Here is a 13,938-nt window from a genome sequence, read left to right as displayed (position 1 = left end):
AATTCCTGTGGCTCCTTCCCTTGGTCAAGGGAAGGTGGATTTAATCCTTTTTTAAGGATAAAAGACGGAAGGGTTTGAATATTAAAATACTTCTATATTAGATTCTTCCCCCTGTGCTTAAACCTTTTATGTGTCCAAAAGTAGTATTCGGGGGCCTCTTTTATTTGTTCCTCTACTTTTCGCAAATAAATATCGGTAATATCATAATCTTTAAATGAACGAGGTTCTTTGGTAATCATTTCAAAATTAACTTCATAATAACCGCGTTTTACCCTTTTTGTTTTAAAAAATACTATGGGAAAATCATGTTTTTTTGCCAACAACTCGGCTCCGGTGTGTACGGGTAAGTTGTCAACCCCCAAAAAATGAGACCAATAATGTGTTTTATGTACTTGTGGAGATTGATCCGCTAAAAATCCGTAAAGCGATAATTTGTTTTCTTTATTGTTTTTTGTTATCACAGAAAAAACATTTTTTGTATTGACTAAGTTAGTATTAAAACGTCCTCTGGTTTCTATTATCTTTTTATCAAAATACCTATTATTTATCTTTTTATAAACCGCATAACCGTTAAATTTTATTTTGGTATTTAACAGAAAAACCCATTCCCAATTGGCATAATGTCCGCCCATTAAAATACTACTTCTGTGTTCTCTTTCAAGTGCTTTTAGTATTTCAATATTGCCGATTTTATATCTTTTTAACAACTGTTTTTCTGAAATTGTAAATAGTTTTATAATTTCCACAAAAACATCTACAAAATGTCTATAAGATTTTTTAGCGATACGTGTAATTTCTTTATCGGTTTTTTCGGGAAATGCTAATTTTAGATTATCAAAAACTACTTTTTTTCTGTAGCCGACAACATAGTATAACAAATAATAAAACCCATCAGAAATAAAATGCAACACCCTAAACGGCAATATGGACAGCAGCCAAATAAAAGGATATATAAGTATAAAGCTTAAAAATTGCACAGTAAAATATTAAGATTAACCTTGGGCAAATATCGGTATATAATTTTGAATAGGATTAATTGATTTACGTTTAAGCATAAAAGAATGATTTTGTCAAATGAAAAAAGTTTAAATCAGTTCATTATCTTTGACCAAATATTAACTACAAATGAATCACGCAGTAATTGCATTAATAGTAATAAATGTTTTGGTTTCCATAAAAGGATTTTCTGATAGATTATTTTTTGAACGCTATAAATTTCAAATTGGTCCCATTTTAAATGGTGAACAGATCCGCATGTTTACATCTGGTTTTTTACATGTAGATCAAGCTCATTTGTTTTTTAATATGTTTGCACTATATATTTTTGCAGACCCCGTAATTGACCATTTAGGTATTTTAAAATTTGTAATAATTTATTTGGGTAGTCTTTTAGCGGGAAGTACATTGGCATTAAGTTTCCATAAAAAAGATCCATATTACAGTGCGGTTGGGGCTTCTGGTGCGGTAATGGGTATTATTTACGCAGGTATTATGCTAAATCCTGATATGCGATTAACATTTATCTTCTTCCCATTTTTTGACATTCCCGGGTATGTATTTGGTGTAGGTTATTTATTATATTCAATTTACGGAATGAAAAAACAACTGGGCAATATTGGGCATAGTGCCCACTTAGGTGGTGCGGTAGGTGGGTTTGTACTAACATTAGCTTTATATCCGCAAATTTTTATTCAAAATAAAATTATTATAATCATACTTGCGTTCCCGATTATACTCATGTTTGTGTTTAAAAATAAGCTTATAAATAAATAGTTTTAAAAAAAATAAATATTTCACCTATTATTTCATTTTTTTTCTACATTTGTTTTTGAATATTATTAATATATCAAATTTTGAATCATTAAATGAGAAGAGTAATTGTCGATTTTAAAAAACTGACCGAAGACATATTAAATATGCTGGTTGAGAAATTCCCTGATGGCTATAACGATTCAGATATTGTGGTCTTTAAAAATGCAGCGGGAGAAACTGTGGAAGCGGTTGAAGTAAGAACAGAAGACACCATTTATTTGGTAAAAGTAAGTGTTAGGCTAGAACAGTCTATGGAAAATCACGTTGATACTAGCGATGACGATGACGACGATGATATTATCGATGATGATGGTACCATTGGAGATGATGAAGAGTTGGATTTTGAGGGCGAAGACGACGATGAACCCATTGATGATGACCCTGAAGATGATGATGAGGATTAATTGAATTTGTAAATTCTAATTCCATGTTCATATGAATGCACCATTTCATTTGTCATTACCTTGTTTAGACATAGAGGCTACAAAAAAATTCTATGTAGATAGATTAGGTGCTGATCTCGGAAGGATTGCTCAAAATTGGCTAGATATCAATTTATTTGGCAATCAAATTACATTTACCAAGTCTGGCAAATTCGATTTTAGCTTTCAAAATTATAGTTTTGAAGGAAAAATTTTACCCTCTTTTCATTATGGAATTATTGTAAGTAACGATGTTTGGGAAAAGCTCTATGCTAAGGTTACGGCTCAGCAAATTGAAGTGTTTGAAGAAATTACCTTTCTAAAAGATAAAAAAGGCGAGCATACGTCATTTTTCGTTAAAGACCCAAATGACTATATGGTAGAGTTTAAAACCTTTAAGAATAACGAAGATGTTTTTAAAGCCGATTAGATAACAAACAATAAAAAGGGCTTACCACCATGGTAAGCCCTTTTCTTATCTACTTTCCCTTTTTGTAGTATTTACATCCTTCTTTTAGAAGATGAACGTTTTACCGAACTAGCTCTATTACTCTTAACAGCACTTTTATTTCTAACTGAAGAACTTCTATTCGAAACACTTCGTTTAGGAGCTTTTCTACTCTGTGTTCTTGCAGCTCTTTGAACAGGTTTTCTTTCTGTTCTTTGTGCCGAAGTTCTATTTTTTGTTGAAGAACTTCTTTGAGAAACACTTCTTTGAGGTGCTTTTCTAGTTTGTGTTTTTACGGTTCTTTTAACAGGTTTTCTATCTACCCTATTTTGTACCGTACTTCTAGTTCTAACAACTCTTTTTGAAGGTGTTTTTACACTTCTGTTTTGAACTGTTCTTCTAGGTTGCTTTACACGAGATTCGGTAGATATCTTTCTTTTCACTGTTCTTTTTGGTGTTTTACCAACAACTCTTTTTGAACTTGTAATATTTCTATTGTTTCTAGTAGAACTATTACGTTTTACCGCTTGTCTTCTAGTTGTATTTGCACTTGTACTTCTTCTACTAACTCCTTTATTAGACCTAGCTATACTAGAATTACGCGTTCTTACTCTTTTATCGATTTTCTTGTAACCTCTTTTACTGTTATAATTACTTTTACGGTAATTTCTTTTATGGTGTGTTTTACCATAATAATAGTTATAACGCGTCGGTCTGTATCTATTTCTATAAGGCTTATAACTTACTATACATCTAGTATAAATCGGCAATGCAAAAAAGTTATGGTATGGGTGAAACACGTGGTGTCTGTTATATATGTTTACATAGCCTCTGTGGTACGAATAATGTCCATAGTTATTATAGTAAATATTTAAGCTACCAATACGGTTTACTCGGTTAGAGCGATATCTGATTTTAACATCACCAGCTCTAACTATTCTACCATAAGAATCATAATAGATAGGTGTATTTTCAATTTGAATAATTGCACCATAATCGTCATACTGCACATATGGATCATAATTATAACCTGAATTATAACTAATACTCACTTCATCTAAATCAATACCCACATGCATTCCACGTCTAGGATTGATATAAAAATCGAACTCACCATTTTGAAATATAGAAAATGTAATTCCTTCTTCTACAAACGTAAAGGCTTTATTATTATCATAGCCGTATTTTTCAATTAGTGGACTATGGGTTTTGTTATCTGCAAATAATTGCGGACTAAGGATTAGTGAGAGGACTGTTACGAGTACTAATGTAAATTTTTTCATAATTAAAGTGTTAAAGCCTGCCTTGTCGGCAGACAGGGTTCATAATAAATAGGTTTTGGTTAACACTATTGTTGTTAGAATTACAAGCATCGTGCCAAAATCAGGAAACCCTATAAAATAAGGGTTTTACACAATATTGGCTTGAGAAAATTAATGTGAAGAATAAATTAATCTTTCTATTTTATGTTTTTAAACTTCAATTTTGAAGGTAAATTGATAAATAGAATCTTTTTTTAAAAGATTTTTATTGAAGCTAAACTAACTTTTCTTTAAAAAAGTCCATTGTACGTTTCCAGGCAAGTTTGGCTGCAGCTTCGTCATATCTTGGTGTGGTATCATTATGGAATCCATGATTTACACCCTCGTACATATGTGCTGTATATGTTTTTTTATGTTCTTTTAACGCAGCTTCATAAGCTGGCCAACCTTCATTTACCCTTTTATCCAACTCTGCGAAGTGGAGTAGTAGCGGAGCTTTTATTTTATGTACTTCTTCCGTTTCAGGTTGTCCACCGTAAAATGGCACTGAAGCTTTTAAATCGGGAATATGCACTGCCATCTTATTTGAAATTGATCCGCCAAAACAGAATCCTACAACGCCAACATTTCCTGTGCATTCTTTGTGTGCTTTTAAAAAATCGTATGCAGCGATAAAATCTTCTAGCATTTCATTACGGTCTCTTTTGCGTTGCAACTCTCTGCCTTCATCATCTGTTCCTGGATAACCACCTAGTGGAAATAATGCGTCAGGGGAAAAGGCTATAAAACCTTCAAGAGCTGCTCTTCTTGCTACATCTTCTATATGCGGGTTTAACCCACGATTTTCATGAACCACTATTATTCCACCAAGTTTTTTTGTACTATCAATAGGTCTCGTTAAAAGCCCACGCATTTTACCCGCTCCTTTGGGCGACTCATATTCAACATATTCTGACTTCAACCGAGGGTCATCAAATTGTACTTTTTGTGCTTCAACATATTTAGGCATTAAAAAAGCTAATAACGAAGGTACTGTCAATCCACCAACGGCATAAACTGAAAGTTTGTTCATAAAACTTCTCCTATCTAGCTTATTGTGTGCATAGCTATCGTATAAATCAAAAACTTCTTGATTTATGTCTTCTTTTTTAATTTTCTTCATTTTATGAAATTTAAAGTTATCCGTTGGTTATAAAGATACAAAAAATCGTAAAACTTATGCTATTTGATGCTAGTTGGTAAATCTAACTCACTATGAAATGAATTACTCTAGGTATTAGCCCTTAATACATTTTAAAATTTTAACTTTAACCTCTGAAAATAAATTGTCCGTTAGCAGTAACAATCAACAGTTTTAAATAACCTATATCATCTTTGAGCTATTTTATAAACGTTATATTACCAATACCTTTACAACAACTATTTACCTATAGTATTACAGAGGCCGAAAAAGACTTTTTACAAGTGGGAATGCGTGTGGCGGTTCCTTTTGGGAAATCTAAGATTTACACTGCTATAGTGGCTGAAATTCATCAAGAAAAACCAACAGCCTATGAAGCCAAGGATATTTTTCAGATTTTGGATGAGATCCCAATAATTACAAAAAACCAATTAGAACATTGGCAATGGATAGCTAGTTATTATATGTGTTCTTTAGGCGAGGTGTTGCGTTCTGCATTACCATCTGCGTTTTTACTGGAAAGTGAAACGCAAGTCTTAAAAAATAAAGCATTTATTCAAGATGAAACTTTAACTGATGATGAATTCTTAATTCTTGAGGCTCTTGAACATCAAGAAATACTACCGATTCAGAAGATAAGCGACATTTTAGACAAAAAGCGTGTGTTACCTATTTTAAATGATTTATTGAAAAAAGGTGCCATTGTGTTACGAGAGGAAATCATAGAACAATATACACCTAAATTAATTAAATATATTCGACTAAATGAACGTTACAACAACCAAGAAGAGCTAAGTAAGTTATTGGAAGAATTAAGTAGGGCAAACCAGCAACGCAATGCAGTAATGACCTACTTTTCGTTGCACGGTGCTACCAAAAAGCCAATAAAACAGAAAAAACTTAAAGAAGTTAGCAACGTATCTTCGGGAGTGATAAAAGCCTTGGTTGAAAAAGAAATTTTTGAGATTTACACTATTCAAACTGATCGTGTTAATTTTCAAGAAGCTACCGAAAAATTTAAAGAACTATCTGAATTTCAAGAAACTACTTATAACGAGTTAAATGATAGTTTCAAAAATAACGATGTGGTATTGTTGCATGGCATTACGTCAAGTGGAAAAACGGAAATCTATGTAAAGCTGATAGATAATATTTTACAAAAAGATAAACAAGTTTTGTATTTGGTTCCTGAAATTGCCTTGACCACACAATTAATCAATCGGCTTCAAAAATATTTTGGAAATAAAATTGCTGTTTTTCATTCGAAATATTCGTTAAACGAGAGGGTGGAAGTTTGGAATAATATTTTACACAATTCCAACAAAGCACAATTAATTTTAGGGGCTCGATCGTCCATATTTTTACCATTTTCTGATTTGGGATTGATCATTGTTGATGAAGAACATGAAACTTCCTACAAACAATTCGATCCCGCACCACGTTACCATGCCAGGGATGCCGCTGTTGTATTGGCGAATTTGCATAAAGCAAAAGTATTGTTGGGTAGTGCCACACCATCGTTAGAAAGTTACTACAACACTGAACAAAAAAAATACGGATTGGTAGAACTCAACCGCCGTTTTGGCAATGTTTTGTTACCCGAAATCGAATTGGTAGACATCAAAGAAGGGTATCGTAAAAAACAAATGACGGGTCATTTTTCTGAACGATTATTGTTTTTAATCAACGAAGCGTTGGATGAAAAAGAACAAGTCATTTTATTTCAAAACCGACGTGGATATTCACCCATTGTGGAATGTAAAACCTGTGGAGTTTCACCACAATGCCCCAATTGCGATGTGAGTTTAACGTATCATAAATTTAAGGGCGAATTACAATGTCATTATTGTGGATATAATAGAAATATGCCCAATACTTGTCAAGCTTGTGGCAGTCCGACATTGGATACTAAAGGTTTTGGTACCGAGCAGATTGAGTTGGAATTAAAAGAACTATTCCCCAAACATAAAATAGATAGAATGGACTTGGACACTACACGTGGTAAATATGGTTATCATAAAATTATAGATGCATTTCAATCTCGTGAAATTGATATTTTAGTAGGAACTCAAATGCTTTCAAAAGGCTTGGATTTTGACAATGTTTCCTTAGTTGGTGTTTTAAATGCAGATAATATGCTCAATTTTCCAGATTTTAAAACTCATGAAAAGAGTTTTCAATTGTTGGTACAAGTATCGGGTAGGGCAGGGCGAGCAAAAAAAAGAGGTAAAGTAGCCATACAGACTTTTAATCCATACCATCAAATATTACAGCAGGTTACCACCAATGATTATATTACAATGTACAAAGAACAATTGTACGAACGCCACCAATATAAATACCCACCATTGTTGCGGATGGTAAAAATCACACTAAAGCATAAAGATTATATCAAAGTAAATTCGGGTGCGGATTGGTTGTATAAATCGCTTTACAATACTTTTGGAACTAATATTTTAGGACCAACAAGCCCTGCTGTTTCAAGAATTAGAAACCAACATATTAAAACCATCTTAATAAAGTTACCACAAGATAAGTCAATAGCTCTGTCAAAAGCAGTTATTCAAAAAATTAAAAATAGTTTTCAGTCTATTGCAGATTTTAGATCGATACGGTTTAATGTGGATGTGGATAATTATTAGTCGTTTTGAATAGTCTATGTATATTGATTCTTAAGTGAAACTTTGGTTTAAGTCTTCTTTATCGGTTAAAATCAGTAAACAGATTCATAAATCAAATTTATTCTTTCTCAATCTTTTTATGGGTTTTTAACCATTCTTCACCCGCTTTATCCCTAAAAAAGTCCATCCATACATAATACATTTCATCACCTTCACCTACATCAACCGAATGGCTAGAGCCTAGTGGAATATGCAATACAGAATATTCAGGTAAATTTACTTTGGCATCATCAGCATGAACGATTATATTATTCCCGGCAAGTCCTAAAAACAATTGTTCTAACATACCGTGTTCGTGAGCACCAACATGATCGGGTCCTGGGGCTTTAACGGTGCCCATTGCGATACGCGGAATGTATTTATTCGGTAAAATAGTACGACTTACCGTATTTGGACTTTTAATTGGCTCTGTGTACGCTTCGGTATCTTCAAATTTTGTATAATATACGTTCAGCGTATTTTCTTCAGGAAATGCTGCCAAATCTAGCTTATCTTGCTCTGTTAATTTACTGGAAATTTTAAGAAAATGTAGTGTGTCATTTTTAGTGACATTGATGGAAATATTCTGAATTGAATTTGGTAAAAAAATCGTTTCAGGTACAATATCATAACGCTCTTTATTGGCAACAACATTTCCATTGCCCTTCATAAAAAGGTAAATATATTTAAAACCATCTTCCATCTGTATTTCGTTTACAAATTTTCCAGTTAATGCCACATGGTCAACTTTTATTCCAGGAATTTCATTTTTCAATATCGTTTTAGAATATTCTTGCTGATTTGGTTGTAATTTCATATTGAGATGCTCAATAGGAATTTCTTGTGCACTTGCTGATATACCTGACAATAATATAGATGTAAGAATAAAAAATGTGAATTTCGTTTTCATATTTATTTTATTAATGTAAAATTATTTTATTCAAAATAGAAATAATACTATAAGCCACTAAATTAGTGATTTTTAATTTTTACAATATTCCATTACCGCTTTAAATACTTTTTCACGAATGGGATTTAAATTATAATAGCTTTTGCTTTTTAACAATCCCATATTTTGGCGATTAATCAACAAAATAACAGATATGTTATATTCTGGGACTATCGCAATACTGGTTCCCGTAAACCCTGTATGTCCAAAGCTACCTTTAGGGGCATCTTTGATTATCGCACTGTTAGTATCCATTACCCAACCTAATCCATTGTTATATTCGTCTTGCGTTAAAAATAAGTTTAGGGTCTCTTCAGCTATAAATTGATTTTCCCCATATTTCCCTTTGTATTGCAAAACATCAACTAGTTTTTGTAAATCGTCAACGGTAGAAAATAATCCGGCATGACCAGAAACGCCTTGATTGGCATACCATGCATTTCCATCATTAACTTCTCCTTTTAAAGTGTATTTACGCCAACCATTCCATTGTTCAGGGTTAAGGCTATCGGGTCTAAACCCTAGAGAAGCATCGGTTACCATGCGAGTTTCAAAAGGATTACCATGTGAGGTAGCCGCGATCTTATACTTTGATTCTTTGGTAAGCGGATTGAACAATGTGTGTTTCATTTTTAATGGCTCAAAAATATGTTCTTCCATAAATTTATCTAACGGCTGATTAGATACTGTTTCAATGAGTTGACCTAAGAGCATGAATCCCAAATCACTATAATGTCTGCTTTTTCCAATAGGATATTTTAAAGGAAGCTCAGCAATTATTTTGTAAGTTTCTTTAAGATTGTCGGAATAGTAATAAAACGGATACCATTCAATTAGCCCAGCAGTGTGCGTTAACAAATGCCTAATCGTAATGTTCCTTTTTTCAGGAGTGTCAAATGCTTTAATATAGTCGCAAACAGGATTATCAACTTTTAAAAAGCCTTGATCCACCAATAGCATAATGGCCGTTGTAGTACCTATAACTTTGGTTAGGGAAGCAATATCGTATAGATGATTTGCACTTGTTTTTTCTGGGTTTTCTAATTTTTGTTTGCCAAAATCGTATAATTGTGCATAACCAAAAGCATTTTTATAAAGTGCTGCATCATCTTTTTTTATTAGAATTACAGCTCCAGGAATGTTGAATTGTTCTATTTCGCTTTCCAGAATAGTATTGATTTTTGATATGAGAGTTTCCTTTTTCTCGTCGTTTTGTCCAACAGAAACTTGATTACAAAAAGAAAGTATTACGAAAAAGAGAATTAGCTTTTTTTGCATGGATGTTTATTTTATATCTTGGTTTTTAAATTTTCTTTCTCCCATTCTTTACGTAAATCAGAAGAAATAATACCTTTGCCGTCATGTCTCCAACCAGGTGGTTTGATTAAATAATTAAACCGTCTTCTAAAAGAAGTTTTAGAGTTAAATATATCTTTAAGTAAACTTATCCACTCATGAAAAGCTACATATAGCGGATTAAATGAACTTATATTTTTTACCAATCCGTAAATTGGCTTTTCAACTTCGGGTTCGTGCGTACCAAACCATTTGTCCCATATAATAAATATTCCCGCATGGTTTCTATCTAAATATTGTGGATTGGTAGCATGGTGTACTCTATGATGGGATGGTGTATTAAAAATGGCTTCGAACCAGTTAGGCATTTTTTTGATACGTTCGGTATGAATCCAATATTGATAAATTAGGCTGATGGACATTTGGGCTAAAATCATCACGGGATGGAATCCCAATAATGGCAACCATAACCAGAAAACAAATGTCATAAAACCGCCGGTCCACGACTGTCGTAGTGCTGTACTCAAATTATAGCGTTGTGATGAATGATGAATTACGTGACTAGCCCAAAAAAAACGATTGGTGTGACTAATTCTGTGCATCCAATAATAGGAGAAATCTTCGGCAAATAAAATCAAGACCCAAGCCCACCAGGTAAATGGAATGGTAAATAATCTAAAATTATTGTAGATAAAAATAAAAGCCGCAAAGACCAAAACCTTACTGATTAGTCCCAAAGCAACATTGCCCAATCCCATAGTAATTGAGGTAATGGCATCTTTAGTTTCGTAACTATTTGTTTTTTCACGGGCATCGACAATTACTTCAATTAACAATGTAATTGCAAAAAACGGAATGGCGTAATGGATTAAGTTAGGAATTTCTGGTATTTCCATGGCTTTTTGAAAGGTCATAACCAAAAGTAATGAAAATAGTTAAATAAATTATGGCATTTTCTTGTCTAGCTGGTGAGCTTTTAAGACTTGTTTCAGGTTTTTTTGCCACGAATTCACTAATATAAGGTTTGTGTTAAAAGAATAATTATCACAAATAAAAATCTTTTGATTTTTTAAAATTAGTGTAAATTTTTCCTGTCATAATAAAAAATTGATTCGTGAATTTGTGGCTTTTCAGCATGTGATTTTTAGTAAAGGTATATCAATAAAACTTCACCAATGTAATAATTAAAATACAAAGAAAAAATACAGGAAAATAAGACGCCTGAAAAAGTTGATTTTCGTTATAATCAAATATTGGTGCTTTGTTTTTGGCGTAGGTAATTAGGTTCCAAGTGGAAAGCATAATCATAATATAAGTTACAAAATAAAAGTATTCCATATATATCAAATCGGCAGTAATTATTTCCCTTCTCATGTCTATGTGCGAGAATATCAATACAAAGAAAAAAGCGGCCATGCCTTCAATAATTCCCTGACGTTCATTGGTTTTTACACTAGCAATAATTAGAATGAACATCATTACCAGTACTACAAAAATGGGTATTAAATAAGTAACGAAAGTATTGAGCAAAATGCGTCTTAAATCAATGTTGTAATGAAGTACAGGAACATCTTCAAAAAGTGTTTTTGAACCAAAACCAAAATCGGTGTCATAAGATTCTACCGAGTAGTTAAAGTAACTTTTCATAATATTATTTCCAGAAACCTTTACATTTTCATTGAGACCAGGTTTTTTTGTAGGATTGGTAAACTCGTAGCTTGCTAAATCTGGTGTAAAAATCAAATTATCCTCATTGTTAATAGGTACGATTTCAATATTGATATGCCGCTTGTCAAAAGGAAAATTTTGATAGTTAAGATATTGTTGTAGTGTTACCCTAAAATCCCAACCAATTAAAAGGTAATCTTCGCTGCCCGAAACACCATCTATTTTTTTACGGTACATTTCTTCGATATAAGAAGCCTCGGCAAAGGGCGAGGTCTGTGGTAAACGAAAGCCTTCTTCTACTTTATCGACTAGATCGATAGGATATTTTTGCCAAATAGCCCCAGAAACATTTACATTATAACTGTTTTCAAAGGCCATACGCTGTATAAAAATTCCTGTAGGAATTGTAATATTTTTTGGAAGTTTTAATTTATCGCGACGTGTTTGTTGCTGGTTTACAAAACTTCCTAAACTGGCCATGTCCGATATTGCCGGGCTCTCATCTGTATTAATTCTGCGACTTCCGGTATGTTCTAAATAACCAATCAATAAAATATTAAAAATCAATAAAACGGTGGCCAGAATGCTGAGTTGCCAAATTTCTTGACGGTCTAAATAATCCTTGTTAAAATAAATGGCAATTATTATCAGTAAAAAAGCGGATATAAGCAGTGCCAATTTAATATAGCGATGGTTTAGGGCAGATTTACTGTCCAAAAGTTCGTTTTTAGAGAACGACAGACCGATTCCCCATCCATTTGATGGGATTTTATCATAAAAAAACAGCTCGGTATCCTCACCATTTGAAGCCACAAATTCCACATTTCCTGAATCACCTTTTAACAAGCCTTCATAGGCGGATTTTAGTATTTTATTATCTAGTGAATCGCTTATGGTTTTTAGGTTGGTTGTGCCAATGTAATCGTTAATAGGGTGTGATAAGTAAGTACCTTTTTCTGAAGTAATTATGCCGTAACCAGTTTTTCCTAAACTCAGTGAAAGTATTAGGTTTTTAAATCCACTAGTTACAAAACTCATGGTAATTGTACCTTTTACTTGCCCTTTTTTAGGGCCAGAAGTAAAATAGAACGGAATACCATAATCTATATACCAATCTTTTGCTGCTTGAGCATAATAAGGTTCTACCCATTTGGCACCGTTATCCCTAACATTGGTGTACCAATCCGTCCCCTCAATGGAAGCATCTGAATAATTATAACTGTCACCAACTTCGATTATACTGTCCGTTCCTTTGTTAAAATAAGGACAATAGAGTTTGGTGTCCTCTGAAAAGGCATAAGGTTCGTAACATGCGGTAATACCTTGTAAAGCCGGTATTTTTAGAGAAGATTTTTTAATAATTTCTTCTACTTGTTTGGGCGTATAGTTATTTGCTCCAAAGTCATTCGCTAGTTTTTGTCCTTCGTTTACAATTTCTGTTAATATAGTATCTACCTGTTCTTTAAGGGAATTCATAGTAGTCAACCCTTTTTCCTGAACTATTTTATTTCGTTTTTTATTAAATGAGTACAATTCATAGGCGTGATAAGCCAATGCTATAAATAAAAGTAACGCTATTAGATAAAGAATTTTTTTAATCATAATTAATAATAGATTCCAATATTTATATTAAAACGATGGTGCCAATCTCCCGTTAAATCCCCTGAAGTTAAGGCATTTGTAGCATTAGGCGTTAACCAAGGATGATTTTTACCACTAGCATAATCTATGTAAATGTACAATGGTTTTATGGAAACCAAAGCACCGAGTATATTCATTTGTGTATTTTCCCAATTATTAATAGCCTTATCCATAAATGAATAATCATTGTACAATTGGATAGATTGAAACAAGCCTTTATCGATGGGAATGGTGTATGCCAACCCCACTGAATAAATATTTGCTTTTGTAGCTGTATTATATGGGAAATTATAAGCTGCCATTTCAATTTCATCTCTACTTTCACCTAAAGCATTTTTTGGTTTATTGTTGTAATACCATTTCTGATTTAAAAATACTCAAAAAATGTTTTAGTGTATAATTGATAACTGGTGATAGATTTTATAAGTTCAGGAGTTAGTTGGTTTACCATCTCAGTAATTTTATCTTGTAGCGTTTTCACCTCTTTGAACAGTTTCATTGCAGTTTTGTTTTTCATCCACTGCCAGACTTTTTCGGCAGGGTTTAACTCTGGTGTATATGGAGGTATTCTTATGAGTTTTATATTTTTTGGGATTGTAA

General features: G+C 32.8%; 13 protein-coding genes. 4 read left to right on the top strand and 9 right to left on the bottom strand.

What is annotated here, in order from left to right; translation table 11 throughout:
* Nucleotides 1-92: 92 nt before the first annotated feature.
* Nucleotides 93-977: a lysophospholipid acyltransferase family protein gene (locus UMM65_RS00065; RefSeq protein ID WP_321974407.1), complete on the bottom strand. Its 885-nt coding sequence runs from the start codon at nucleotides 975-977 to the stop codon at nucleotides 93-95.
* 148 nt (nucleotides 978-1,125) lie between these two features.
* Here UMM65_RS00065 and UMM65_RS00060 point away from each other — a divergent pair, with 148 nt between their 5' ends.
* The 3 genes from UMM65_RS00060 to UMM65_RS00050 all read left to right on the top strand — a co-directional run bounded on the left by UMM65_RS00060 (nucleotide 1,126) and on the right by UMM65_RS00050 (nucleotide 2,664).
* Nucleotides 1,126-1,773 (top strand): rhomboid family intramembrane serine protease, encoded by a 648-nt coding sequence (locus tag UMM65_RS00060; RefSeq protein ID WP_321974406.1) that lies wholly within the window; start codon nucleotides 1,126-1,128, stop codon nucleotides 1,771-1,773.
* Between the two features lie 92 nt (nucleotides 1,774-1,865).
* The gene (locus UMM65_RS00055) at nucleotides 1,866-2,216 is read left to right on the top strand and encodes a hypothetical protein (protein ID WP_321974405.1); all 351 of its coding nucleotides are present in this window, start codon (nucleotides 1,866-1,868) and stop codon (nucleotides 2,214-2,216) included.
* Nucleotides 2,217-2,247: 31 nt separating this feature from the next.
* Nucleotides 2,248-2,664 (top strand): VOC family protein, encoded by a 417-nt coding sequence (locus UMM65_RS00050; protein WP_321974404.1) that lies wholly within the window; start codon nucleotides 2,248-2,250, stop codon nucleotides 2,662-2,664.
* Between the two features lie 71 nt (nucleotides 2,665-2,735).
* On the opposite strand, the gene UMM65_RS00045 is transcribed toward UMM65_RS00050, so the two are convergent.
* Together UMM65_RS00045 and UMM65_RS00040 are read right to left on the bottom strand one after the other, a co-directional pair.
* Nucleotides 2,736-3,965 (bottom strand): hypothetical protein, encoded by a 1,230-nt coding sequence (locus tag UMM65_RS00045; protein ID WP_321974403.1) that lies wholly within the window; start codon nucleotides 3,963-3,965, stop codon nucleotides 2,736-2,738.
* Between the two features lie 253 nt (nucleotides 3,966-4,218).
* Nucleotides 4,219-5,106, bottom strand: coding sequence for a dienelactone hydrolase family protein (locus UMM65_RS00040; RefSeq protein ID WP_321974402.1), 888 nt, complete (start codon nucleotides 5,104-5,106; stop codon nucleotides 4,219-4,221).
* A gap of 212 nt (nucleotides 5,107-5,318) precedes the next feature.
* Between UMM65_RS00040 and priA the strand changes: the two genes are divergently transcribed.
* Nucleotides 5,319-7,766, top strand: coding sequence for a replication restart helicase PriA (priA, locus tag UMM65_RS00035; protein WP_321974401.1), 2,448 nt, complete (start codon nucleotides 5,319-5,321; stop codon nucleotides 7,764-7,766).
* 97 nt (nucleotides 7,767-7,863) lie between these two features.
* Here priA and UMM65_RS00030 read toward each other — a convergent pair whose 3' ends face one another.
* The 6 genes from UMM65_RS00030 to UMM65_RS00005 all read right to left on the bottom strand — a co-directional run.
* Entirely contained in the window at nucleotides 7,864-8,694 is an 831-nt protein-coding gene (locus tag UMM65_RS00030) for a cupin domain-containing protein (RefSeq protein WP_321974400.1), read from the bottom strand.
* 72 nt (nucleotides 8,695-8,766) lie between these two features.
* Nucleotides 8,767-10,011: a serine hydrolase domain-containing protein gene (locus UMM65_RS00025; RefSeq protein WP_321974399.1), complete on the bottom strand. Its 1,245-nt coding sequence runs from the start codon at nucleotides 10,009-10,011 to the stop codon at nucleotides 8,767-8,769.
* An 11-nt stretch (nucleotides 10,012-10,022) separates the two neighbouring features.
* Complete coding sequence (locus UMM65_RS00020; RefSeq protein WP_321974398.1) at nucleotides 10,023-10,943, bottom strand: sterol desaturase family protein; 921 nt, start codon at nucleotides 10,941-10,943, stop codon at nucleotides 10,023-10,025.
* A gap of 244 nt (nucleotides 10,944-11,187) precedes the next feature.
* On the bottom strand, nucleotides 11,188-13,299 hold the full coding sequence (locus tag UMM65_RS00015) for a cache domain-containing protein (RefSeq protein WP_321974397.1): 2,112 nt from the start codon (nucleotides 13,297-13,299) through the stop codon (nucleotides 11,188-11,190).
* Nucleotides 13,300-13,301: 2 nt separating this feature from the next.
* Nucleotides 13,302-13,640, bottom strand: a complete 339-nt coding sequence (locus tag UMM65_RS00010) for a hypothetical protein (RefSeq protein WP_321974396.1) — start codon at nucleotides 13,638-13,640, stop codon at nucleotides 13,302-13,304.
* Between the two features lie 65 nt (nucleotides 13,641-13,705).
* Nucleotides 13,706-13,938: transposase (locus UMM65_RS00005; RefSeq protein ID WP_321974395.1), on the bottom strand; the 233-nt coding region annotated here is incomplete at its 5' end.

Origin of the sequence: Aureibaculum koreense, assembly GCF_034296135.1 — a bacterium.
Lineage (GTDB): Bacteria > Bacteroidota > Bacteroidia > Flavobacteriales > Flavobacteriaceae > Aureibaculum.
Note: the sequence above shows the minus strand (reverse complement) of the source record. Positions and strands in the feature narration are given on the sequence as shown.

Coding starts and splice junctions, on each gene's coding strand:
- UMM65_RS00060 (WP_321974406.1), top strand. CDS start 1,126: ATGAATCACGCAGTAATTGCATTAATAGTAATAAATGTTTTGGTTTCC.
- UMM65_RS00055 (WP_321974405.1), top strand. CDS start 1,866: ATGAGAAGAGTAATTGTCGATTTTAAAAAACTGACCGAAGACATATTA.
- UMM65_RS00050 (WP_321974404.1), top strand. CDS start 2,248: ATGAATGCACCATTTCATTTGTCATTACCTTGTTTAGACATAGAGGCT.
- UMM65_RS00045 (WP_321974403.1), bottom strand. CDS start 3,965: ATGAAAAAATTTACATTAGTACTCGTAACAGTCCTCTCACTAATCCTT.
- UMM65_RS00040 (WP_321974402.1), bottom strand. CDS start 5,106: ATGAAGAAAATTAAAAAAGAAGACATAAATCAAGAAGTTTTTGATTTA.
- UMM65_RS00030 (WP_321974400.1), bottom strand. CDS start 8,694: ATGAAAACGAAATTCACATTTTTTATTCTTACATCTATATTATTGTCA.
- UMM65_RS00025 (WP_321974399.1), bottom strand. CDS start 10,011: ATGCAAAAAAAGCTAATTCTCTTTTTCGTAATACTTTCTTTTTGTAAT.
- UMM65_RS00020 (WP_321974398.1), bottom strand. CDS start 10,943: ATGACCTTTCAAAAAGCCATGGAAATACCAGAAATTCCTAACTTAATC.
- UMM65_RS00015 (WP_321974397.1), bottom strand. CDS start 13,299: ATGATTAAAAAAATTCTTTATCTAATAGCGTTACTTTTATTTATAGCA.
- UMM65_RS00010 (WP_321974396.1), bottom strand. CDS start 13,640: ATGGCAGCTTATAATTTCCCATATAATACAGCTACAAAAGCAAATATT.